Below are 23551 nucleotides of genomic sequence, written 5' to 3'. Positions count from 1 at the left end.
AATGCATAACGACAAAGATCTCTCCACGTGGCAAACCTTCCGCCGTCTCTGGCCGATGATTGCGCCCTTTAAAACAGGCCTGATCGTGGCGGGAGTAGCGTTAATCCTCAACGCAGCCAGCGATACTTTTATGCTATCGCTTCTCAAACCGTTACTGGACGACGGTTTTGGTAAAACGGATCGCTCAGTGCTGCTATGGATGCCTCTGGTGGTTATCGGACTGATGATCTTACGCGGTATCACCAGCTACATCTCCAGCTACTGCATTTCCTGGGTATCCGGGAAAGTGGTGATGACCATGCGCCGTCGCCTGTTCAGCCACATGATGGGCATGCCGGTCTCGTTCTTTGACAAGCAGTCTACCGGGACGCTGCTGTCGCGTATTACCTACGACTCCGAGCAGGTTGCCTCCTCGTCCTCAAGCGCACTCATCACCGTTGTGCGTGAGGGCGCGTCAATCATCGGCCTGTTCGTGATGATGTTCTATTACAGCTGGCAGCTGTCGCTCATCCTTATCGTTCTGGCGCCGGTAGTTTCTATTGCCATCCGCGTCGTCTCAAAGCGCTTCCGCAATATTAGTAAGAATATGCAGAACACGATGGGGCAGGTGACCACTAGCGCGGAACAGATGCTGAAAGGGCATAAGGAAGTGTTGATATTCGGCGGTCAGGAAGTCGAAACAAAACGCTTTGATAAAGTCAGCAACAAAATGCGTCTTCAGGGGATGAAAATGGTCTCAGCCTCTTCCATCTCTGACCCGATTATTCAGCTGATTGCGTCACTGGCGCTGGCATTCGTCCTGTATGCGGCAAGCTTCCCAAGCGTCATGGAGACGCTGACGGCGGGTACCATCACCGTGGTCTTCTCCTCAATGATCGCCCTGATGCGTCCGCTGAAATCCCTTACAAACGTCAACGCCCAGTTCCAGCGTGGGATGGCGGCCTGTCAGACCCTGTTCAGCATTCTGGATTCCGAGCAGGAAAAAGATGAAGGTAAGCGCGTCATTGAGCGTGCAAACGGCGACGTTGAGTTTCGCAATGTGACCTTTACCTACCCTGGCCGCGAAACACCGGCCCTGCGTAATATCAACCTGTCCATTCCGGCGGGTAAAACCGTGGCGCTGGTAGGCCGTTCCGGCTCGGGTAAATCGACCATTGCCAGTCTGATCACCCGTTTTTACGATATTAACGAAGGTGAGATCCTGTTAGACGGGCATGACCTGCGGGAGTATACCCTTCAGTCGCTGCGTAACCAGGTTGCTCTGGTTTCTCAGAACGTGCATCTGTTTAACGATACGGTCGCCAACAACATCGCTTACGCGCGCACTGATGAGTACAGCCGCGAGCAGATTGAGAACGCCGCGCGTATGGCCTACGCAATGGACTTTATCAATAAGATGGACAACGGCCTGGATACCATCATCGGCGAGAACGGGGTACTGCTCTCCGGTGGTCAGCGTCAGCGTATTGCCATTGCGCGTGCTCTACTGCGCGATAGCCCGATTCTGATTCTGGACGAAGCGACCTCTGCGCTGGATACGGAATCTGAACGTGCTATTCAGTCTGCGCTGGATGAGCTGCAAAAAAACCGTACCTCGCTGGTGATTGCACACCGTCTGTCGACTATCGAGCAGGCTGACGAAATCGTCGTGGTTGAGGATGGCATCATTGTTGAACGCGGGAGCCATGCTGACCTGCTGGAGCACCGCGGCGTTTACGCCCAGCTTCATAAGATGCAGTTTGGCGAATGATTGCACGCATCTGGTCCGGTGAGAACCCGCTGTGGCTGCTGCTTTTGCCGCTCTCCTGGCTATACGGCCTGGTGAGCGGCATTATCCGTCTGCTTTACCGTCTGGGGCTGAAGCGTGCCTGGCGCGCGCCGGTGCCGGTTGTGGTTGTCGGTAATCTTACGGCAGGCGGCAACGGTAAAACGCCGGTGGTGATCTGGCTGGTGGAGCAATTGCAAAAACGCGGCATCCGCCCAGGGGTGGTATCGCGCGGATATGGTGGCAAAGCGGCGCGTTATCCGCTGCTGCTGACGGGGGAAACCACGACAGCCGAAGCGGGTGATGAACCGGTATTGATTTTCCAGCGTACCGGCGCGCCGGTTGCGGTCTCTCCGGTGCGCAGCGACGCCGTTCAGGCGCTGCTTGCCGAACAGGCGGTACAAATCATCATCACTGACGATGGCTTGCAGCACTATGCCCTGGCGCGTGATAAAGAGATCGTGGTCATCGACGGTGTTCGCCGTTTCGGTAACGGCTGGTGGCTGCCTGCCGGCCCTATGCGTGAACGGGCTTCGCGACTGAAGTCCGTTGATGCGGTGATTGTGAACGGTGGAGAGGCAAAATCGGGCGAAATCGCGATGCACCTGCAGCCGGCTCTGGCGGTCAACCTGGCGACGGGTGAACGCCGGTCGGTTGCTGAGCTACCTTCACCGGTGGCGATGGCGGGAATTGGTCATCCCCCGCGCTTCTTCGCGACGCTGGAGCAGTGTGGTGCCCGGCTTGAAAAACGCGTTCCGCTGGCCGACCACCAGGCGCTGGTGGAAGGGCAGATTGACGCCCTGACTGTGCCCGGACAGTCGCTGATCATGACCGAAAAAGATGCGGTAAAATGCCGTGCCTTTGCGAAAGATAACTGGTGGTATCTGCCGGTTGACGCTGAACTCAGCGGCGAGCAGCCGGAACACTTGCTCCAGGAACTGATTGCGTTGGTGCAGTAAAGGCTTACGCGGTTCCGGTGGCGCTTAGACTGACAGGAAAACGCATGTCATTACCGCAACTCTCGCTTTCAGCCGCACGTCATTTACACCTTGCCGCGCAGGGGCTGCTCAAAAAGCCCCGCCGCCGCGCACAGCCTGCCGATATTCTCTCTACCGTCCAGCGCATGTCGCTGCTTCAAATCGACACCATTAACATTGTGGCCCGTAGCCCTTACCTGGTCCTGTTTAGTCGACTGGGGAATTATCCTTTGCAGTGGCTGGATGAAGCGCTAAGCAAGGGGGAGTTAATGGAGTACTGGGCGCACGAAGCCTGTTTTCTGCCCCGCAGCGATTTTGCCCTGGTTCGTCACCGCATGCTCGCGCCGGAAAAGATGGGCTGGAAATACCGACAGGCGTGGATGCAGGAGCATGCGGCTGAAATTGAGCAGCTCATCGCGCATATTCAGGAAAACGGTCCCGTCCGCTCTGCCGATTTTGAACACCCGCGCAAGGGCACCAGCGGCTGGTGGGAGTGGAAGCCGCACAAACGTCATCTCGAAGGGCTGTTCACCTCAGGTAAAGTCATGGTGATTGAGCGGCGTAATTTTCAGCGCGTCTACGACCTGACGCATCGCGTGATGCCGCACTGGGACGACGAGCGTGACCTGCTTACCCAGGAGACTGCCGAGGCCATCATGCTGGAGAACAGCGCCCGCAGTCTGGGGATTTTCCGCCCCCAATGGCTGGCAGACTATTACCGCCTTCGCCAGCCCGCGCTGAAACCGCTGCTGGACATCTGGCAACGCGAACAGCGCATCATCCCCGTCACGGCGGATACGCTTGGCGAAATGTGGCTGCATGCGGATCTCCTCCCGCTACTGCCTCTGGCCCAGGAGGGGAAACTTCAGGCAACCCACAGTGCGGTGCTGTCGCCTTTCGACCCGGTCGTCTGGGACAGAAAACGCGCCGAGCAGCTGTTCGATTTTAGCTACCGGCTGGAATGTTATACCCCGGCTCCAAAGCGCCAGTACGGCTATTTTGTTTTACCGCTGCTGCACAAGGGGCAACTGGTCGGGCGTATGGATGCCAAAATGCACCGCAAGACCGGAACGCTTGAAATCATTGCGCTTTATCTGCAAGAAGGCGTCAGGGTGACGGCGAGCCTGGAAAAAGGGTTAACGTCCGCCATTAGCGAATTCGCGCGCTGGCAGGGTGCCCGCGACGTGACGCTGGGCCGGGTACCCGACGGGCTGTTTACATCCTGTCGAAGTGGCTGGGAAACAGGCACGCCCTGAAAAGGGAATGTGTTAAGCTTTAGCGATTACCCATACGGAGGAACTATGGATCACCGTTTACTTGAAATTATTGCCTGCCCGGTATGCAACGGCAAACTCTACTACAGCCAGGACAAACAGGAGCTGATCTGCAAGCTGGACAGCCTGGCTTTCCCGCTGCGTGACGGCATTCCGGTACTGCTGGAAAATGAAGCCCGCTCCCTGGTAGCAGAAGAGAGCAAACCATGAGTTTTGTTGTCATTATCCCTGCGCGTTATGCCTCAACCCGTCTGCCGGGTAAACCGCTGGTGGATATCAACGGTAAACCGATGATTGTGCATGTCCTTGAGCGCGCGCGTGAATCCGGTGCCGATCGCGTAATTGTTGCTACCGACCATCCTGACGTCGCCCGTGCGGTTGAGGCAGCAGGCGGTGAGGTATGCATGACCCGCGCCGATCACCAGTCCGGCACCGAACGTCTGGCGGAAGTGGTTGAGAAATGTGGTTTCAGTGATGATACGGTCATCGTAAACGTGCAGGGTGACGAGCCGATGATCCCGGCGGTGATTATCCGTCAGGTGGCCGAAAACCTGGCCCAGCGTCAGGTCGGAATGGCCACGCTGGCGGTACCCATTCACCACGCTGAAGAGGCATTCAATCCGAATGCGGTGAAGGTCGTCATGGATGCGGAAGGCTATGCGCTCTATTTCTCCCGAGCTACGATTCCGTGGGATCGCGATCGCTTTGCGCTTTCTAAAGAGACCATCGGTGATACCTTCCTGCGTCATATTGGGATCTACGGCTATCGCGCCGGCTTTATTCGCCGCTATGTGGCCTGGGCGCCGAGCCCGCTGGAGCATATCGAAATGCTGGAGCAGCTTCGCGTGCTCTGGTATGGCGAGAAAATTCACGTTGCCGTTGCTGAGGAAGTTCCCGGCACGGGCGTAGACACCCCTGAAGATCTTGAGCGCGTTCGAGCCGAATTGCGTTAATCTTACCGGCATCTCTCCGCAGGGAGAGATGCACTCTCCGCTTTATTTTTCACTTTCTTTTTCCTGATTGATCTCTTCCGGGTGACATCTTCATTAAGGACGCTCATTATAAAAGCAGTAGTCTTAATGTGGGTAATCTCATATGGAACAGCTGCGTGCCGAACTTAGCCATCTGCTGGGTGAGAAATTAAGCCGGGTAGAATGCGTGAGTGAAAAGGCCGATACCGCGCTTTGGTCATTGTATGACAGTCAGGGCAACCCAATGCCGCTGATGGCCAGAAGTTTCACCTCGCCGGGAGTAGCCAGGCAGCTTGCATGGAAAATGTCGATGCTGGCGCGGGAGGGGACCGTCCGTATGCCGACGGTGTACGGCGTGATGACCCACGAGGAACACCCCGGCCCGGACGTGCTGCTGATTGAGCGTTTACGCGGTGTGTCCGTTGAAGCGCCTGCGCGCACGCCGGAACGTTGGGAGCAGTTAAAAGACCAGATTGTCGAGGCGCTGCTGGCCTGGCACCGTCAGGATAGCCGCGGGCTTGTTGGTCCGGTCGACAGCACTCAGGAAAACCTGTGGCCGCAGTGGTACCGCCAGCGGGTGGAAGTGCTCTGGGGGACGCTTAACCAGTTCAACAATACCGGTTTAACCATGCAGGACAAACGCATTCTGTTTCGCACCCGCGAGTGCCTACCGGCACTGTTCGACGGCTTTAATGACAACTGCGTTTTGATCCACGGTAATTTCACCCTGCGCAGCATGCTCAAAGATGCCCGCAGCGATCAGCTTCTGGCGATGCTCGGGCCGGGGATCATGCTCTGGGCTCCGCGCGAATATGAGCTCTTCAGGCTCAGCGACAGCGGGGCGGCGGAAGGTTTACTGTGGCATTACCTTCAACGCGCCCCTGTTGCGGATGCATTTCTCTGGCGGCGCTGGCTCTACCTGCTCTGGGATGAAGTCGCGCAGCTGGTGAACACCGGACGTTTTAATCGCGCAAACTTCGATCTGGCAACAAAATCACTGTTGCCCTGGCTCGCCTGACGATCCTTTCAGCCACTGCCAGAGGCGTCCAAGCGTCTCATAGCCGACGCGGTCGCTATGCATCAGCCACGCCGGGGAGGGGATAGCCCGCTCCCACGGGTTGAGCGGCGCGTCGACGGCCATCTGGTTTGCCGGCGCGGGAAGCGGGTGCAGGCCTTGCTTCTCAAAGAAAATCATCGCGCGCGGCAGGTGTGAGGCGGAGGTCACCAGTAAGAACGGGGCATCGCCAATCGCCTGCTTCACAGCGGCAGCCTCTTCTTCGGTATCTTTTGGGCTGTCGAGAGTGATTATTGAAGAACGCGGTACGCCGAGCGATTCCGCGACCCTGGCGCCCGCTTCAGCCGTGCTCACCGGGTTCGTTTTGGCCGCCGCGCCGGTGAAGATCATTCTTGATCCCGGATTCGCCAGCCAGAGGCGAATACCTTCGTTCAGCCGCGGCAGGCTGTTGTTGATCAGGTTTGAACTGGGGGCCCAGTCAGGATCCCAGGTATATCCGCCGCCCAGCACCACGATGTACGCCACTTTCTGCTTTCCCTGCCATGTCGGGTACTTGTTTTCGATGGGGCGTAGCAGACCATCCGCGACCGGTTGCAGGCTTAACAGCAGCAAGACTAACCAGCCGAGTGTGATAAGCGTTTTGCCACTTTTCTGAAAGCGACTGAACCACACCAGCGCCAGCCCCAGCGCGATGATGATGAGCAGCAGCGGAAGGGGAAGCATCATCCCTCCAATGTATTTCTTAAGGGTAAAAAGCATCCTTTTTGGTTCCTTTTTTGACCATATAGCAGGTGATTACCCGTGATATTACACCAGAGAGGTTCATTCTCCGCGCGGGTGTGACAAAATAGCGGTTTTGCAGTTAGCGAGTGGAACTCTCCCAATGCGGGATCGCAATTTTGATGACATCGCGGAAAAGTTTTCGCGCAACATTTATGGCACCACGAAAGGGCAGCTTCGTCAGACGATCCTCTGGCAGGATCTGGACACCATTCTCGCTACGTTCGGTGGTCAAACGTTGCGCGTGCTGGACGCCGGTGGCGGTGAAGGGCAGACGGCCATAAAAATGGCTGAACGCGGTCATCACGTCACGCTTTGCGATCTTTCTGCTGAAATGGTCGCCCGGGCGACGCGTGCGGCAGAAGAGAAAGGTGTGAGCGACAACATGCATTTTATACAATGCGCCGCTCAGGACATCGCACAGCATTTGGAAACCCAGGTTGATCTGATATTGTTTCATGCGGTGCTGGAGTGGGTTGCCGATCCGCAAAGCGTGTTACAAACCCTGTGGTCGATGTTGCGCCCGGGCGGCACGCTGTCGCTGATGTTCTACAATGCTAACGGCTTTCTGATGCACAACATGGTTGCAGGAAACTTCGACTATGTTCAGGTCGGGATGCCCAAAAAGAAAAAGCGCACGCTTTCCCCGGACTATCCGCGCGATCCACAGCAGGTTTATGGCTGGCTGGAAGCGATTGGCTGGCAGATAGTCGGGAAGACGGGCGTCAGGGTGTTTCATGATTATCTGCGTGAAAAACACAAACAGCGTGACTGTTTTGACACCTTAACAGAATTAGAAACGCGGTATTGCCGTCAGGAGCCTTTTATCAGCCTTGGCCGCTATATTCACGTCACCGCGCACAAGCCGCAGATGCAAGGATAACCTATGAGTGAATTTTCCCAGACAGTCCCCGAACTGGTTGCCTGGGCCAGGAAAAACGATTTCTCCATCTCGCTGCCGGTAGACAGACTCTCTTTCCTGCTGGCGGTTGCCACGCTGAACGGCGAACGGCTGGATGGTGAAATGAGCGAGGGTGAACTGGTGGATGCGTTCCGCCATGTCAGTGATGCGTTTGAGCAAACCAGCGAAACCATTAGCGTGCGTGCCAACAACGCAATCAACGATATGGTGCGTCAACGTCTGCTGAACCGCTTTACCAGCGAGCAGGCGGAAGGAAACGCCATCTATCGTCTGACGCCACTGGGCATCGGCATCACCGATTATTATATCCGCCAGCGGGAATTTTCCACGCTGCGTCTTTCCATGCAGCTCTCGATCGTGGCGGGTGAGCTTAAGCGCGCCGCCGACGCGGCGGATGAAAACGGTGACGAATTCCACTGGCACCGTAACGTCTACGCGCCGCTGAAATATTCGGTGGCCGAGATTTTCGACAGTATCGATCTCACCCAGCGCCTGATGGACGAGCAGCAGCAGCAGGTGAAAGACGATATCGCACAGCTGCTGAATAAAGACTGGCGAGCGGCCATCTCCAGCTGTGAACTTCTGCTGTCAGAAACTTCCGGCACGCTGCGTGAGCTCCAGGATACGCTGGAAGCCGCAGGGGATAAGCTTCAGGCGAACCTTCTGCGCATCCAGGATGCGACCCTTGCGCACGACGATCTGCACTTTATTGACCGTCTGGTGTTCGACCTGCAGAGCAAACTCGACCGTATTATCAGCTGGGGCCAGCAGTCGATCGACCTGTGGATCGGCTATGACCGACATGTGCATAAATTTATCCGTACCGCGATCGATATGGATAAAAACCGCGTCTTTGCTCAGCGTCTGCGTCAGTCGGTACAGACCTATTTCGATGCGCCGTGGGCGTTGACCTACGCCAATGCCGATCGTCTGCTGGATATGCGTGACGAAGAGATGGCGCTGCGCGATGAAGAGGTGACCGGTGAACTGCCGCCGGATCTGGAATACGAAGAATTTAACGAAATTCGCGAGCAGCTTGCGGCGATGATCGAAGAACAGCTCGCGGTCTACAAAACCAGACAAGCTCCGCTGGATCTTGGACTCGTGGTGCGCGACTATCTGGCGCAATATCCTCGTGCGCGCCACTTCGACGTTGCCCGCATTGTGGTAGACCAGGCGGTGCGCCTGGGTATCGCGCAAGCAGATTTCACCGGACTGCCGCCGAAGTGGCAGCCAATTAACGATTACGGAGCCAAGGTACAGGCGCATGTCATTGACAAATATTGAACAAGTGATGCCGGTTAAGCTGGCACAGGCGCTGGCGAATCCGTTATTTCCGGCGCTGGACAGCCAGCTGCGTGCCGGTCGTCACATTGGCTTAGACGAGCTGGATAATCACGCCTTTTTGATGGACTTTCAGGAGTACCTGGAAGAGTTTTACGCGCGCTACAACGTGGAGCTTATCCGCGCGCCGGAAGGGTTTTTCTACCTGCGCCCGCGCTCCACGACGCTGATTCCGCGTTCCGTGCTCTCCGAGCTGGATATGATGGTCGGCAAAATTCTTTGCTACCTCTACCTCAGCCCGGAACGTCTGGCGAATGAAGGGATCTTCACCCAGCAGGAACTTTACGACGAGCTGTTGACGCTGGCAGATGAGAGCAAGCTGCTCAAGCTGGTGAACAACCGTTCCACGGGTTCGGATCTTGACCGTCAGAAATTACAGGAAAAGGTTCGCTCTTCCCTGAACCGTCTGCGTCGTCTGGGAATGGTCTGGTTTATGGGCCATGACAGCAGCAAATTCCGCATAACGGAATCTGTCTTCCGCTTCGGCGCCGACGTGCGTGCGGGCGATGACGCGCGTGAAGCGCAGCTTCGCATGATCCGCGACGGTGAAGCGATGCCGGTGGAAAACCATTTGCAGCTCAATGATGAGCATGAAGAGAATCTGCCGGATAGCGGGGAGGAAGAGTAATGATTGAACGCGGTAAATTTCGCTCACTGACGCTGATTAACTGGAACGGCTTCTTTGCCCGAACGTTCGATCTGGATGAGCTGGTCACGACGCTCTCCGGCGGTAACGGGGCGGGTAAATCCACCACCATGGCGGCCTTTGTCACGGCGCTGATCCCTGACCTTACGCTGCTTCACTTCCGTAACACCACCGAAGCGGGGGCAACAAGCGGCTCCCGTGATAAAGGTCTGCACGGTAAGCTGAAGGCCGGCGTCTGTTATTCGGTTCTGGACGTCATTAACTCCCGCCATCAGCGTGTAGTCGTGGGCGTGCGCCTGCAGCAGGTCGCCGGCCGCGACCGTAAAGTGGATATCAAGCCGTTTGCGATTCAGGGCTTGCCGACCTCCGTGCAGCCGACGGCGCTGCTGACGGAAACTCTGAACGAACGCCAGGCGCGCGTGCTAACGCTGCAGGAGCTGAAAGATAAGCTCGAAGCGATCGAAGGCGTGCAGTTCAAGCAGTTCAACTCGATTACCGACTACCACTCGCTCATGTTCGATCTGGGCGTGGTGGCGCGTCGTCTGCGTACCGCATCAGACCGCAGCAAATACTATCGCCTGATCGAAGCGTCTCTGTACGGCGGTATCTCCAGCGCCATTACCCGCTCCCTGCGCGACTACCTGCTGCCGGAAAACAGCGGGGTGCGTAAGGCCTTCCAGGATATGGAAGCGGCGCTGCGTGAAAACCGTATGACGCTGGAAGCGATTCGCGTTACCCAGTCCGATCGTGACCTGTTTAAACACCTGATCAGCGAAGCCACCAACTACGTGGCGGCGGACTACATGCGCCACGCCAACGAGCGCCGCGTCCACCTCGATCAGGCATTAGAATACCGTCGCGAGCTGTTTACCTCCCGTAAACAGCTGGTGGCCGAGCAGTACAAGCACGTCGAAATGGCGCGCGAACTCGGTGAGCACAACGGTGCCGAGGGCGACCTTGAAGCCGACTACCAGGCCGCCAGCGATCACCTGAACCTGGTGCAAACCGCGCTGCGTCAGCAGGAAAAAATCGAGCGCTATGAAGCGGACCTCGACGAGCTGCAGATCCGTCTCGAAGAGCAAAATGAAGTGGTGGCCGAAGCCGCCGACATGCAGGAAGAGAACGAAGCCCGCGCCGAAGCCGCCGAGCTGGAAGTGGATGAGCTGAAAAGCCAGCTTGCCGATTACCAGCAGGCGCTGGACGTGCAGCAGACGCGAGCGATTCAGTACACCCAGGCATTGCAGGCATTGCAGCGCGCGAAAGAGCTGTGCCATCTGCCTGACCTGACGCCGGAAAGCGCCGACGAGTGGCTGGATACCTTCCAGGCCAAAGAGCAGGAAGCCACCGAAAAACTGCTGTCCCTCGAACAGAAAATGAGCGTCGCGCAAACGGCGCACAGCCAGTTTGAGCAGGCTTATCAGTTAGTCGTTGCGATTAACGGCCCGCTGGCGCGTAGCGAAGCCTGGGACGTTGCCCGTGAGCTGCTGCGCGACGGCGTGAACCAGCGCCATCTGGCCGAGCAGGTTCAGCCGCTGCGTATGCGTCTGAACGAGCTGGAGCAGCGTCTGCGCGAGCAGCAGGAAGCCGAGCGTCTGCTGGCGGAATTCTGCAAGCGTCAGGGAAAAAATTACGATTTCGACGAGCTTGAGGCCCTGCATCAGGAGCTGGAAGCGCGTATCGCTGCGCTTTCAGACACGGTCTCCAGCGCCAGCGAACAGCGTATGACTCTGCGTCAGGAGCTGGAGCAGCTTCAGTCCCGTTCGAAGACGCTCCTGGAGCGGGCGCCGGTCTGGCTGGCGGCTCAAAGCAGCCTGAACCAACTCAGCGAACAGTGCGGCGAGCAGTTCGAATCCAGCCAGGAAGTGACAGAATACCTGCAGCAGCTGCTGGAGCGCGAGCGCGAAGCCATCGTTGAGCGTGATGAAGTGGGCGCGCGCAAGCGTGACGTCGACGAAGAAATTGAGCGCTTAAGCCAGCCGGGCGGGTCAGAAGATCCGCGCCTGAATGCACTCGCCGAGCGTTTTGGCGGCGTACTGCTGTCCGAGATTTATGACGATGTTGGCCTGGACGATGCCCCGTACTTCTCCGCGCTGTACGGTCCATCCCGCAACGCGATAGTGGTCCCGGATCTGTCGCTGATTTCTGAGCAGCTTGCCGGCCTGGAAGATTGTCCGGAAGATCTCTACCTGATCGAAGGGGATCCGCAGTCGTTCGATGACAGCGTATTCAGCGTCGACGAGCTGGAAAAAGCGGTGGTAGTGAAAATCGCCGACCGTCAGTGGCGCTATTCCCGCTTCCCGGAACTGCCGCTGTTTGGCCGCGCCGCGCGTGAAAGCCGCATCGAAAGCCTGCACGCCGAGCGTGAAACGCTGTCTGAACGTTTTGCGACGCTGTCGTTTGACGTGCAGAAAACCCAGCGCCTGCATCAGGCGTTTAGCCGCTTTATCGGCAGCCATCTGGCCGTGGCCTTTGAAGCTGACCCGGAAGCGGAAATCCGCAAGCTCAATACCCGTCGCGGCGAGCTGGAGCGGGCGATTGCCAGTCATGAAAGCGACAACCAGCAGAGCCGCATCCAGTTCGAGCAGGCGAAAGAGGGGGTTGCTGCCCTTAACCGTATTCTGCCGCGCCTGAATCTGCTGGCGGATGACACCCTGGCCGATCGCGTGGACGAGATCCAGGAGCGTCTGGATGAAGCGCAGGAAGCCGCGCGCTTCGTGCAGCAGCACGGCAATCAGCTGGCGAAGCTGGAGCCTGTTGTTTCTGTTCTGCAGAGCGACCCGGAGCAGTTTGAGCAGTTAAAAGAAGATTATGCCTGGTCACAGCAGGTGCAGCGCGAGGCGCGTCAGCAGGCGTTTGCCCTGACGGAGGTGGTGCAGCGTCGCGCCCACTTCGGCTACTCCGATTCGGCGGAAATGCTAAGCGGTAACAGTGACCTGAACGAAAAGCTGCGTCAGCGTCTTGAGCAGGCTGAAGCGGAACGTACTCGCGCCCGCGAAGCAATGCGCAGCCACTCCGCTCAGCTGAACCAGTACAACCAGGTGCTGGCCTCGCTGAAAAGCTCCTTCGACACCAAGAAAGAGCTGTTAAACGATCTGCAGAAAGAGCTTCAGGACATCGGCGTTCGTGCCGACAGCGGGGCAGAAGAGCGTGCGCGTATCCGTCGTGACGAACTGCATTCGCAGCTCAGCAATAACCGTGCGCGTCGTAATCAGCTGGAAAAAGCGCTGACCTTCTGCGAAGCCGAAATGGATAACCTGACCCGTCGCCTGCGCAAGCTGGAACGCGATTATCACGAAATGCGTGAGCAGGTCGTGACCGCCAAGGCGGGTTGGTGCGCGGTGATGCGCATGGTGAAAGATAATAACGTCGAGCGTCGTCTGCACCGTCGCGAGCTGGCATATCTCTCCGCCGATGAGCTGCGTTCCATGTCGGATAAGGCGTTGGGTGCCCTGCGTCTGGCGGTGGCGGATAACGAACACCTGCGCGATGTCCTGCGCATGTCAGAGGATCCGAAACGTCCTGAACGTAAAATCCAGTTCTTCGTGGCGGTTTACCAGCACCTGCGCGAGCGTATTCGCCAGGACATCATCCGTACTGACGATCCGGTCGAAGCCATCGAACAGATGGAAATCGAGCTGGGCCGTCTGACGGAAGAGCTGACCTCCCGCGAGCAGAAGCTGGCAATCAGCTCCCGCAGCGTAGCGAACATTATTCGTAAAACCATTCAGCGCGAGCAGAACCGTATCCGCCAGCTCAACCAGGGGCTGCAGAGCGTGTCGTTTGGTCAGGTGAACAGCGTGCGCCTCAACGTTAACGTGCGTGAAGCGCATGCCACCCTGCTGGAAGTGCTTTCTGAGCAGCACGAGCAGCATCAGGATCTGTTTAACAGTAACCGTCTGACCTTCTCCGAAGCGCTGGCGAAGCTCTATCAGCGCCTGAACCCGCAGATTGATATGGGGCAGCGTACGCCGCAAACCATCGGTGAAGAGCTGCTGGACTACCGTAACTATCTGGAAATGGAAGTTGAGGTAAACCGTGGCTCAGACGGCTGGCTGCGTGCGGAATCCGGAGCGCTCTCTACCGGTGAAGCGATCGGTACCGGTATGTCAATTCTGGTGATGGTGGTACAGAGCTGGGAAGACGAAGCGCGCCGCCTGCGCGGCAAAGACATCTCCCCATGCCGACTGCTGTTCCTTGATGAGGCTGCGCGTCTTGATGCGCGCTCCATTGCCACGCTTTTTGAGCTTTGCGAACGTCTCGATATGCAGCTCATCATTGCGGCACCTGAGAACATCAGTCCCGAAAAAGGGACAACCTACAAGCTGGTGCGTAAAGTGTTCCAGAACAGCGAACACGTTCACGTTGTTGGGCTGCGTGGCTTTGCGCCGCAGCCGCCAGAATCATTGCCTGAAACCACGGCGGACGCTTCCTGAAGCGTCTTCTGACCCGAAGCGGCGCCCTGGCGCCGCTTTTTTTTAAACTTAACTTGTGCTTAGGGCTGCGTTATCTTTAAACTTCTTTACATAAGGTAAGGCAACAGCTTAGCCGTCTACCTATAATGAAAGAAAGCCCCAACGTGATGGGCATGTCGTGAAAACAGGGGGCAAGGGATGTTGCTTAAGAAAGAATGTGGTCGTCAGCTGTCGGCGCTAAGTTTATGCCTGGCAGTGATGTTTGCTCCACTGTTAACCGCCCAGGCCGACGAGCCTGAAATTGTGCCGACTGACAGCTCGGCAACGACGGGCGCGCAGCCAACGTCGTTGTCCCAGCCTCTGGACCAGTCTCCGGCAACGGCTATCATGGCCGGTATTAAGCCGCTGCCGGAAGGCATCGACGCCGAATCGCTCAGCCAGCAGCTGCAGTCGGGGCTGCCGTCCGGGTACGCGCCTGTCTATCTCAATCAGCTCACGCTCCTTTATGCTGCCCGCGATATGAAACCGATGTGGGAAAACCGCGATGCCGTTCGCGCCTTCCAGCAGCAGCTGGCGGAGGTCGCGATTGCAGGGTTTCAGCCGCAGTTTACAAAATGGGTTGAGCTGTTAACCGATCCTGCCGTCACCGGGCAGGCGCGAGACGTGGTGCTTTCCGATGCCATGATGGGCTACCTGCAGTTCGTGGCGGGTATTCCGGTCAACGGCAACCGTTGGCTTTACAGCGATAAGCCGTACAAGCTGGCGACGCCGGCGCTGTCGGTGATTAACCAATGGCAGTTAGCGCTGGATAACGGCGAACTGCCGCGCTTTATCGCCAGCCTCGCACCGGCGCACCCACAATATGCCACTCTTCACCAGTCGCTCCTCGCGCTGGTGGGTGACTCGCGCCCATGGCCTCAGATGCGCGGCACCGCGACGCTGCGTCCGGGGCAGTGGAGCAGCGATGTGCCTGCCCTGCGCGAGATCCTGACTCGCTCCGGTCTTCTTGATGGCGGGCCACATATTGCGTTGCCAGGCGACGATCCGCAAAATGCGGCGGTCAGCCCGTCAGCTCCCGTGAAAGAGAAAAAAACGATTGCCGTCAGCAATAAACCCGCAGCATACGATCGCGAGCTGGTTGCGGCAGTGAAGCAATTCCAGACCGCACAGGGGCTGGGGGCCGATGGCGTCATTGGCCAGACGACGCGAGACTGGCTGAACGTATCGCCTGCGCAGCGGGCAGGTGTGCTGGCGCTCAATATCCAGCGTTTGCGCCTGCTGCCTGGAACACTCTCTACCGGAATTATGGTTAACATTCCGGCTTATTCCCTGGTCTATTATCAGGACGGTAGCGAAAAACTGGCGTCGCGCGTGATTGTCGGGCGTCCGGATCGTAAAACACCGATGATGAGCAGCGCGCTGAATAACGTGGTGGTTAACCCACCGTGGAACGTGCCTCCGACGCTGGCGAGAAAAGACATTCTGCCGAAGGTCTGGAACGATCCGGGGTATCTGGAACGTCATGGCTATACGGTGATGCGCGGATGGAACAGTAAAGAGGCCATCGATCCTTATATGGTCGACTGGTCGACAATTACGGCTTCTAATCTGCCGTTCCGTTTCCAGCAGGCACCCGGGGCGCATAACTCTTTAGGGCGCTACAAATTCAATATGCCGAGTTCAGACGCTATCTATCTGCACGATACGCCGAACCACAATCTGTTCCAGAAAGATACTCGCGCGCTGAGTTCTGGCTGCGTACGCGTGAACAAAGCCTCGGAGCTGGCCAATATGCTATTGCAGGATGCGGGCTGGAACGATACGCGCATTTCCGATGCCCTGAAGCAGGGGGATACGCGTTACGTTAATATTCGACACAACATTCCGGTCAATCTCTACTATCTGACGGCGTTTGTTGGCGAAGACGGGCGTACTCAGTACCGTACAGATATTTACAATTATGATCTCACCGCGCGATCCGGCGCACAAATTTTGCCAAAAGCGGAACAATTAATCAGGTAAATGAAGCAGTTCGGGAAAAATGATTGTCGTAAGTTAGGGTGAATAAGGGGCAATATCGCTGTAAGCCGCGTATTCACTGGGGTTGGGCGCCTTGACGTACCCGGTTTTGCCAGTTAAGGTGCCCTTCGTGCGCTAAGCATATTACGATTTCTTTTACCTGTAGACCTGATTATCATGGACAAATTTGACGCTAATCGCCGCAAACTGCTGGCGTTAGGTGGTGTTGCGCTTGGCGCAGCGGCCATCTTGCCGACGCCAGCATTTGCCACCCTCTCGACACCTCGTCCGCGAGTTTTAACGCTCAACAACCTGCATACCGGTGAGTCGCTAAAAGCGGAGTTTTTCGATGGCAGAGGCTATATTCAGGATGAATTAGCAAGACTTAACCATTTTTTCCGTGATTTCCGCGCGAATAAAATAAAAGCCATCGATCCAGGACTGTTTGATCAGCTTTTCCGCCTTCAGGGCCTGCTGGGCACCAGCAAGCCGGTTCAGCTCATTTCTGGCTATCGCTCGATTGATACCAATAATGAACTGCGCGCCCACAGTCGCGGGGTAGCGAAAAAAAGCTATCACACGAAGGGACAGGCAATGGACTTCCATATTGAAGGCGTTTCGTTAGCCAATATTCGCAAAGCTGCGTTATCTATGCGCGCAGGTGGTGTAGGATATTACCCCAGCAGCAACTTTGTGCATATTGATACCGGTCCGGTTCGGCACTGGTAATAACGAAACACAGGAGCAGTATGAACTATCGTATTATTCCGGTTACCGCGTTCTCCCAGAATTGTTCATTGATCTGGTGCGAACAGACTAAACTGGCCGCGCTTGTCGATCCCGGCGGTGACGCTGAGAAGATCAAGCAGGAAGTCGCCGACAGCGGCGTGACGCTCATGCAGATTTTACTGACGCATGGTCACCTCGACCATGTGGGTGCAGCGGCTGAACTGGCTGAACACTACGGCGTGCCGATAGTTGGTCCGGAAAAAGAAGATGAGTTCTGGCTGCAGGGGTTACCCGCCCAAAGCCGCATGTTTGGCCTGGATGAGTGTCAGCCACTGACGCCCGATCGCTGGCTGAACGAAGGAGAGCGCGTTAGCATAGGGAATGTGACTTTACAGGTGTTGCATTGTCCTGGGCATACGCCAGGCCATATCGTCTTCTTTGATGACCAGTCCCGTCTGCTGATTTCCGGCGATGTGATCTTCAAAAGTGGCGTAGGACGCAGCGATTTTCCGCGCGGCGATCACGGTCAACTGATTCAGTCGATTAAACAGAAGTTATTGCCGCTGGGTGATGATGTAACGTTTATCCCTGGACACGGTCCGATGTCGACGCTGGGCTATGAACGGCTCCATAACCCGTTCCTTCAGGATGAAATGCCTGTCTGGTAACCCGAATAAAAAAAGCCTGCATAACGCAGGCTTTTTTATGAGCGCAAATTACAGTACGGCGACAATCGCTTCGCACAGTGGCGCCATGTTGTCAGGCGTCATGCCTGCAACGTTCACGCGGCCAGAGGCCACGGCGTACACGCCAAACTCTTCACGCAGACGCAGAACCTGCTCTTTGGTCAGGCCGCTGAACGAGAACATACCGTTCTGTTTGATGATAAAGCTGAAGTCGCGATCCGCGCCTTTCTCAGCCAGGGTGTTCACAAACAGCAGGCGCATGCGCTGAATACGCTGACGCATATCGTTCAGCTCTTGTTCCCAGATAGCGCGCAGCGCATCGTTGCTCAGGATAGTCGCAACAACAGACGCACCGTGTGCCGGTGGGTTAGAGTAGTTAGCGCGGATAACCGATTTCATCTGGCTGAACGCACGATCGACGGTCTCTTCGTTAGCGGCAACCAGCGTACAGGCACCCACGCGCTCATTGTACAGACCGAAGTTCTTAGAATACGAGCTTGCGACAATCAGCTCCTGGTGCACGGCTGCGAACGCGCGCAGGCCTTCGGCATCTTCTTCCAGGCCACGGGCGAAGCCCTGGTAGGCAAAGTCAAACAGCGGCAGCCAGCCTTTTTCTACGGACAGCTTCGCCAGATGTTGCCACTGCTCAAGCGTCGGGTCGATACCGGTTGGGTTATGGCAGCAGCCGTGGAACAGCACCACGTCACCTGCCTGCGCCTCGCTCAGGCTCGCCAGCAGGCCGTCAAAGTCGAGAGAGTGGTTTGCCGCGTCGTAGTAGGCGTATTCACGCACTTCCAGACCCGCAGAGTTAAACACGCTCTTGTGGTTAGGCCAGCTTGGGTTGCTTACCCATACGCGCTTAACAGAGGTGTTTTTCGCCAGGAAATCCGCCGCCACGCGCAGCGCACCGGTACCGCCTGGGGTCTGTGCTGTGCGGGCACGTTTGTCACTCACAATTGCACTGCCTTTACCGAACAGCAGCTCCTGGGTGCAGCGACCAAATTCAGGGATACCATCAATACCGAGGTAGTTTTTGGTGGTTTCGTTTTCCAGCAGATACTGCTCAGCTTTCTTAACGCTGGTCAGTACCGGAGTTTTGCCGGTTTCATCTTTATATACACCAATACCCAGGTTGATTTTGCCAGGGCGGTCGTCGGCACGAAACAGATCGGCCAGGCCCAGAATCGGGTCGGCAGGAGCGGCGGTAATGTTCTCAAACATGACGAAGTTCCATTGTGATTACAGAAGTGAAATCCGCTATCAGGTTAACGGTAGATTTACAAAATGCCAACCGTTTGCGACGAAAAGCGTGCGGCTTTTCAAAAGTCGCCATTATTTTCTGTCAGGCATAAAAAAACAGGGCCGAAGCCCTGTTCATTAAGCATATAACAAAGTGGTGTACTGATTAGAACTGGTAGGTTACGCCAACGGTAGCCTGGTTGTCAGAGCCAACCCAGCTGGTGGACGCATCTTTGTCGTCCAGCAGGTTGAAGCGGTAGTCACCGTACACGTTGAAGTTCTTGTTGAAGTAGTAAGTCGCACCAGTGGTGATGTATTTCGCCAGGTCACGGTCGCCGATGCCGTTCAGGTCTTTACCTTTGGACTGAACGTAAGAAACGGAAGGACGCAGGCCGAAGTCGAACTGGTACTGAGCGATAACTTCGAAGTTCTGAGTCTTGTTAGCAACGTCGTACACAGTCTCTGTGCTATCGCCCAGGATGCTCATGTTGCGGGTTTCAGCATAAACGGTCGCGAGGTAGATATTGTTCGCATCATATTTCGCGCCAACTGCCCAGGACTCAGCTTTATCGCCTTTACCATCTTCTTTCTGCTCAAGCGTACGGTTAGCGGTGCTGTAGGCACCGATCAGACCGAAGCCTTCGCCGAACTCGTAGCCCAGTGACAGACCAACGCCGTCACCGTTCGCTTTACGCAGATCGCTACGGTCGTTTTTACCCTGGTATTGGACGCCAAAGTTCAGACCATCAACCAGACCGAAGAAGTTGTTGTTACGATAGGTCAGCAGGCCAGTAGAACGGCTGGTCATGTAGTTATCAACATAACCGCCACCCCAGGTTTCGCCAGAGAAGGATGGAGCCATATCGGTGTAGGATTCTACGTCGTAAACGATACCGTAGTTACGACCGTAGTCCAGAGAACCTGCTTCAGAAACTTTGATACCCGCGAATGCCAGACGAGTTACGTTAGTCTGGTCACCTTCAGCTGCACCCGCGCGTGCACGGTATTCCCACTGGCCGTAACCGGTCAGCTGATCGTTGATCTGAGTTTCGCCTTTGAAGCCGATCTGGCCGTAAGAGGAATCAGCGTTTTTATGTTCGCCAGAAGTGGTGAAGCCATGTTCGCCCACAACTTTACCGTAGAAGTCCAGCTTGTTGCCGTTCTTGTTATAGATTTCTGCAGCGTTAGCTGCACCGGCTACCAGCAGGGCAGGGATTACCACTGCCAGAATATTGCGCTTCATCATTATTTATTACCCTCATTGGTTTTTTTATGACACTCGCCACTGCCGTCAATAAATTCTGTCAATAAATATTTCCGGAACTATTGATGAGAGTTAGGTGTCTTTATGTATCTGACAGGCATCTTTCCATTCGCCGAAGCGTTTCGCTAGCCTGAAAGTGCTACAATTCTCAAGATTGAGTAACAGAAAGAAAATATGTGTAACTAAATATGTATTTTTGGGAACTTTGTGAACCACCTCAAACTTCAGAGTGCCCTGGCGAATTAAACAACAGAGCATATCCTATATATATGAATTCCTTATGATTAATTTGGATAAAGGCAATTCATATAAACAGACGCTAAACGACCCGTTTTTTCTTATAACTCCTGAAAGCCTTCTGGATGGCTGTAAAAATGGTTGAAATTTGTGCTATTGCCCGATGGGGAAATAATCGCAATAAGAATAGGGTTTATTTTTTGTGGCTGGATGTTTCGCGGAAACAAAACGTAACAGGTAGTGGTTGTGACGGGGCGAAGGTTTAAAGATGCTGACTTTAAGCTGACGAAAACTGACAATGCAGAATAAAATAATGGCCAGCATCTGCTGGCCATTTTAGTCTTTTAGCGATTAGAAGCTGGCGTTACGTGGAGTACGTGGGAACGGAATCACGTCGCGTACGTTCTGAACACCGGTAACGTAGGCAATCAGACGCTCGAAGCCCAGACCAAAACCGGCGTGCGGTACGGTACCGTAACGGCGCAGATCGCGGTACCAGCTGTAATCAGCTGGGTTGAGCCCCATCTCTTCCATACGCGCGTCCAGCACATCAAGACGCTCTTCACGCTGAGAGCCACCGATGATTTCACCAATGCCCGGCGCCAGGACGTCCATCGCTGCAACGGTTTTACCGTCTTCGTTAAGGCGCATATAGAAGGCCTTAATGTCTTTCGGGTAGTTTTTAACGACAACCGGCGCTTTGAAATGCTTCTCGGCCAGATAGCGCTCGTGCTCAGACGCCAGGTCAACGCCCCAGTAAACCGGGTTCTCGAACTTCTCACCGCATTTCTCGAGGATCGCCACCGCGTCGGTGTAGTCCACCTGCGCAAAGTCGGCTGAGACAAAACGCTCCAGACGCGCTACTGCATCGCTGTCTACGCGTTCTGCAAAGAATTTCATGTCGTCAGGACGCTCTTCCAGCACCGCTTTGAAGACGTACTTGAGCATCGCTTCCGCCAGGCCCGCAACATCGTCCAGGTCGGCGAACGCCACTTCCGGCTCCAGCATCCAGAATTCCGCCAGGTGACGGCTGGTGTTGGAGTTTTCTGCGCGGAAGGTAGGGCCGAAGGTGTAGATCTTAGACAGCGCACAGGCGTACGTTTCGCCGTTGAGCTGACCGGATACCGTCAGGAAAGCTTCTTTGCCAAAGAAGTCTTTGTCATAGTCCACTTTACCATCAGGCGTGCGCGGCAGGTTTTCCATGTCCAGCGTCGAGACGCGGAACATCTCACCGGCACCTTCTGTGTCGGACGCAGTGATCAGCGGGGTAGACACCCAGAAGTAACCCTGTTCGTCGAAGAAACGATGCAGCGCCTGCGCCAGCGTATGACGCACGCGCGCCACCGCACCAATCAGGTTGGTACGCGGACGCAGGTGGGCCACTTCACGCAGATATTCGATGCTGTGACGTTTAGCCGCCATCGGATAGGTATCCGGATCTTCAACCCAGCCGGTGACTTCAATGGCAGAAGCCTGAATTTCGAAGCTCTGGCCCTGACCCGGTGATGCTACAACCACGCCGGTGACAATAACGGAACAGCCCGTTGTCAGGTGCAGAACGTCATCATTGTAATTGGGTAGAGAATTATTAATGACGGCCTGTACAGGATCAAAGCAGGAACCGTCATAGACGGCGAGGAAGGAGATGCCAGCTTTAGAATCTCGGCGGGTACGCACCCATCCGCGCACGGTGACTTCCTGGTCAACGGCGACACGGCCCTGGAGTACGTCGGCTACAGGCACAACGCTCATAATATTCTCTCTGTTAATAGTCGGAAAAAATAAATACTTGTCCACCCTTATGGGGGGATATCTATGTTACCTGCCATCCGCTATCAGACAAGTAAATTTCGCAGTCAAAAGAGAAGAATTGAGAAATAAATAAGGGAAGGGAGCCATAAAGGCTCCCGTAAGCGCTTAACTGGCTTTTTTAATCAAGGGGAGATCGAACGCTTTGCGCAATGCGCGGACAAACGCTTTGTCATGGCAGATGGTTTTTCCCGGGCTGTCGGAGAGTTTCGCCACCGGCTTGCCGTTACATTCCACCAGCTTTATCACAATATTCAGAGGTTTTACCTGAGGAATGTCGCAGGTCAACCGGGTACCAATCCCGAAACTCAGGTTCACTCTGGTGTTGAAATGACGATAGAGTTCGACCGCTTTCGCCAGGTCGAGATTATCCGAGAAGACGAGCACTTTGCTCATCGGGTCAATGCCAAGTTTCTCGTAATGGGCAATCGCCTTCTCGCCCCACTCGATCGGATCCCCTGAATCGTGGCGTAACCCCTGATATCGCTCTGCAAATTCAGGTCCAAAGTCGCGAAGGAAGGCATCCATCGTAATGCAGTCGGTGAGGGCGATCCCGAGTTGATTCGGGTACTCCTCAAGCCATGCGGCCAGCGCCGCGCGCTGGCTGTTGGCCAGGTCAGGGCTGATCTGCTGATGCGCCTGGAACCACTCGTGCGCCTGGGTACCCATTGGCGTCAGGTTGAGGCGACGGGCCAGATCGTAGTTACTGGTGCCCACGAACCACGGCTCCTGCTGCAGACGTTTAACGATGGCCTCCTGTACGTCGCGCGAAAAACGGCGCCGCGTACCAAAGTCCATCAGGCGGAAGCGGGACATGTCCAGCCCTGCGGTCAGCGTGGAGAAGGCTGCGAGTTTATTTTCCAGCGCGGCGACAGCCTGCGCTACGCCCGTTTCCGGCGAACGGTAGCGGTGAGCCAGTTCACTGATCACCGCCAGAAGCGGCACTTCCCACATGATCACTTCGCGCCACGGGCCTTCAAGGCGAATATCCAGCTTGCCGTTATCGTTAAGCACGGTGACCTGCTCCGGCTTATAGCGGAAATCGCGCAGCCAGTTCAGATAGTCGGCTTTGAAGAAAGGCAGGCCAGAAAGCCACTGATATTCCTCGTCCTGCAGCGTCAGATGCTGCATAGCATTGACCTGTTCACGAATGGCGTCAGCATAGATACCGAGCAAGTCGTCGCCACGACAGCGGAATTCCGCCGCGACGTGAACGTCATAGTAGTTGTGGAAAACGGCTTGCTGCATATGCAGTTTATACGCGTCGGTATCCAGCAACGTATGCAGAACTGGAGAAGCGAATTGAGTCATAGGTGCGCAGTAGCATCCTCTCACAGGAGCGTTTAGTACAATAAACAACTCCGGAGTATACCTTGTTTAGTGATTTATTGAACCCCGATCACAACATAAGCGCGTTTTATGGTCGAGGGCATTTTGTGCCCCGTGTTATACAAATGTAGCA

Annotated in this window: 18 protein-coding genes; 13 read left to right on the top strand and 5 right to left on the bottom strand. The window is 55.7% G+C overall.

Translation table 11 applies throughout. The features are described 5' to 3' along the window. The first annotated feature begins 1 nt into the window (after position 1). The 6 genes from msbA to UR504_RS04225 all read left to right on the top strand — a co-directional run bounded on the left by msbA (position 2) and on the right by UR504_RS04225 (position 6005). A complete protein-coding gene (gene msbA, locus UR504_RS04250) occupies positions 2 to 1750 on the top strand; it encodes a lipid A ABC transporter ATP-binding protein/permease MsbA (RefSeq protein WP_111964565.1) in 1749 nt (582 codons plus the stop codon). Beyond that, positions 1747 to 2724 carry a tetraacyldisaccharide 4'-kinase gene (gene lpxK / locus UR504_RS04245; RefSeq protein ID WP_302234680.1) on the top strand — a complete coding sequence of 326 codons (978 nt, stop codon included), beginning with the start codon at positions 1747 to 1749 and terminating at the stop codon, positions 2722 to 2724. The genes msbA and lpxK overlap by 4 nt, the downstream gene beginning before the upstream one ends. A 44-nt stretch (positions 2725 to 2768) precedes the next feature. Further along, on the top strand, positions 2769 to 3998 hold the full coding sequence (locus UR504_RS04240) for a winged helix-turn-helix domain-containing protein (RefSeq protein WP_302234681.1): 1230 nt from the start codon (positions 2769 to 2771) through the stop codon (positions 3996 to 3998). A 45-nt stretch (positions 3999 to 4043) separates the two neighbouring features. Continuing rightward, positions 4044 to 4226, top strand: coding sequence for a protein YcaR (ycaR, locus tag UR504_RS04235; protein ID WP_006174474.1), 183 nt, complete (start codon positions 4044 to 4046; stop codon positions 4224 to 4226). After that, positions 4223 to 4969, top strand: a complete 747-nt coding sequence (gene kdsB / locus UR504_RS04230) for a 3-deoxy-manno-octulosonate cytidylyltransferase (protein WP_008499959.1) — start codon at positions 4223 to 4225, stop codon at positions 4967 to 4969. Before ycaR ends, kdsB begins: the two co-directional genes overlap by 4 nt. 142 nt (positions 4970 to 5111) lie before the next feature. Continuing rightward, positions 5112 to 6005 carry a YcbJ family phosphotransferase gene (locus UR504_RS04225; RefSeq protein ID WP_320739360.1) on the top strand — a complete coding sequence of 298 codons (894 nt, stop codon included), beginning with the start codon at positions 5112 to 5114 and terminating at the stop codon, positions 6003 to 6005. On the opposite strand, the gene elyC is transcribed toward UR504_RS04225, so the two are convergent. After that, positions 5982 to 6761 carry an envelope biogenesis factor ElyC gene (elyC, locus tag UR504_RS04220; protein WP_063408037.1) on the bottom strand — a complete coding sequence of 260 codons (780 nt, stop codon included), beginning with the start codon at positions 6759 to 6761 and terminating at the stop codon, positions 5982 to 5984. The two genes, UR504_RS04225 and elyC, sit on opposite strands and share 24 nt — an antisense overlap. Before the next feature lie 124 nt (positions 6762 to 6885). Between elyC and cmoM the strand changes: the two genes are divergently transcribed. The 7 genes from cmoM to UR504_RS04185 all read left to right on the top strand — a co-directional run bounded on the left by cmoM (position 6886) and on the right by UR504_RS04185 (position 17522). Then, positions 6886 to 7665: a tRNA uridine 5-oxyacetic acid(34) methyltransferase CmoM gene (gene cmoM, locus UR504_RS04215; RefSeq protein ID WP_023311004.1), complete on the top strand. Its 780-nt coding sequence runs from the start codon at positions 6886 to 6888 to the stop codon at positions 7663 to 7665. A gap of 3 nt (positions 7666 to 7668) precedes the next feature. Continuing rightward, complete coding sequence (gene mukF / locus UR504_RS04210; RefSeq protein ID WP_041910621.1) at positions 7669 to 8991, top strand: chromosome partition protein MukF; 1323 nt, start codon at positions 7669 to 7671, stop codon at positions 8989 to 8991. Then, positions 8972 to 9676, top strand: a complete 705-nt coding sequence (mukE, locus tag UR504_RS04205; RefSeq protein ID WP_008499954.1) for a chromosome partition protein MukE — start codon at positions 8972 to 8974, stop codon at positions 9674 to 9676. The genes mukF and mukE overlap by 20 nt, the downstream gene beginning before the upstream one ends. Next, positions 9676 to 14127 (top strand): chromosome partition protein MukB, encoded by a 4452-nt coding sequence (mukB, locus tag UR504_RS04200; protein ID WP_302234682.1) that lies wholly within the window; start codon positions 9676 to 9678, stop codon positions 14125 to 14127. The genes mukE and mukB overlap by 1 nt, the downstream gene beginning before the upstream one ends. A gap of 177 nt (positions 14128 to 14304) precedes the next feature. Beyond that, complete coding sequence (gene ldtD / locus UR504_RS04195) at positions 14305 to 16128, top strand: L,D-transpeptidase (protein ID WP_115874641.1); 1824 nt, start codon at positions 14305 to 14307, stop codon at positions 16126 to 16128. Between the two features lie 174 nt (positions 16129 to 16302). Continuing rightward, positions 16303 to 16854 carry a YcbK family protein gene (locus UR504_RS04190; RefSeq protein ID WP_032639289.1) on the top strand — a complete coding sequence of 184 codons (552 nt, stop codon included), beginning with the start codon at positions 16303 to 16305 and terminating at the stop codon, positions 16852 to 16854. A 20-nt stretch (positions 16855 to 16874) separates the two neighbouring features. Beyond that, a complete protein-coding gene (locus UR504_RS04185) occupies positions 16875 to 17522 on the top strand; it encodes an MBL fold metallo-hydrolase (RefSeq protein ID WP_302234683.1) in 648 nt (215 codons plus the stop codon). Positions 17523 to 17570: 48 nt separating this feature from the next. On the opposite strand, the gene aspC is transcribed toward UR504_RS04185, so the two are convergent. The 4 genes from aspC to pncB form a co-directional block, all read right to left on the bottom strand. Beyond that, a complete protein-coding gene (gene aspC / locus UR504_RS04180) occupies positions 17571 to 18761 on the bottom strand; it encodes an aspartate transaminase (RefSeq protein ID WP_033145106.1) in 1191 nt (396 codons plus the stop codon). A gap of 184 nt (positions 18762 to 18945) precedes the next feature. Beyond that, a complete protein-coding gene (locus UR504_RS04175) occupies positions 18946 to 20025 on the bottom strand; it encodes a porin (RefSeq protein ID WP_111964557.1) in 1080 nt (359 codons plus the stop codon). A gap of 606 nt (positions 20026 to 20631) precedes the next feature. Continuing rightward, entirely contained in the window at positions 20632 to 22032 is a 1401-nt protein-coding gene (asnS, locus tag UR504_RS04170) for an asparagine--tRNA ligase (RefSeq protein ID WP_302234684.1), read from the bottom strand. A gap of 165 nt (positions 22033 to 22197) precedes the next feature. Next, on the bottom strand, positions 22198 to 23400 hold the full coding sequence (pncB, locus tag UR504_RS04165) for a nicotinate phosphoribosyltransferase (protein WP_320739358.1): 1203 nt from the start codon (positions 23398 to 23400) through the stop codon (positions 22198 to 22200). Between the last annotated feature and the right edge of the window lie 151 nt (positions 23401 to 23551).

It is taken from the genome of Enterobacter sp. 241F3, assembly GCF_034106785.1.
Taxonomy (GTDB): domain Bacteria; phylum Pseudomonadota; class Gammaproteobacteria; order Enterobacterales; family Enterobacteriaceae; genus Enterobacter; species Enterobacter vonholyi.
The sequence above is the reverse complement of the archived record's forward strand: the minus strand, read 5'-3'. Positions and strand labels throughout refer to the sequence as shown.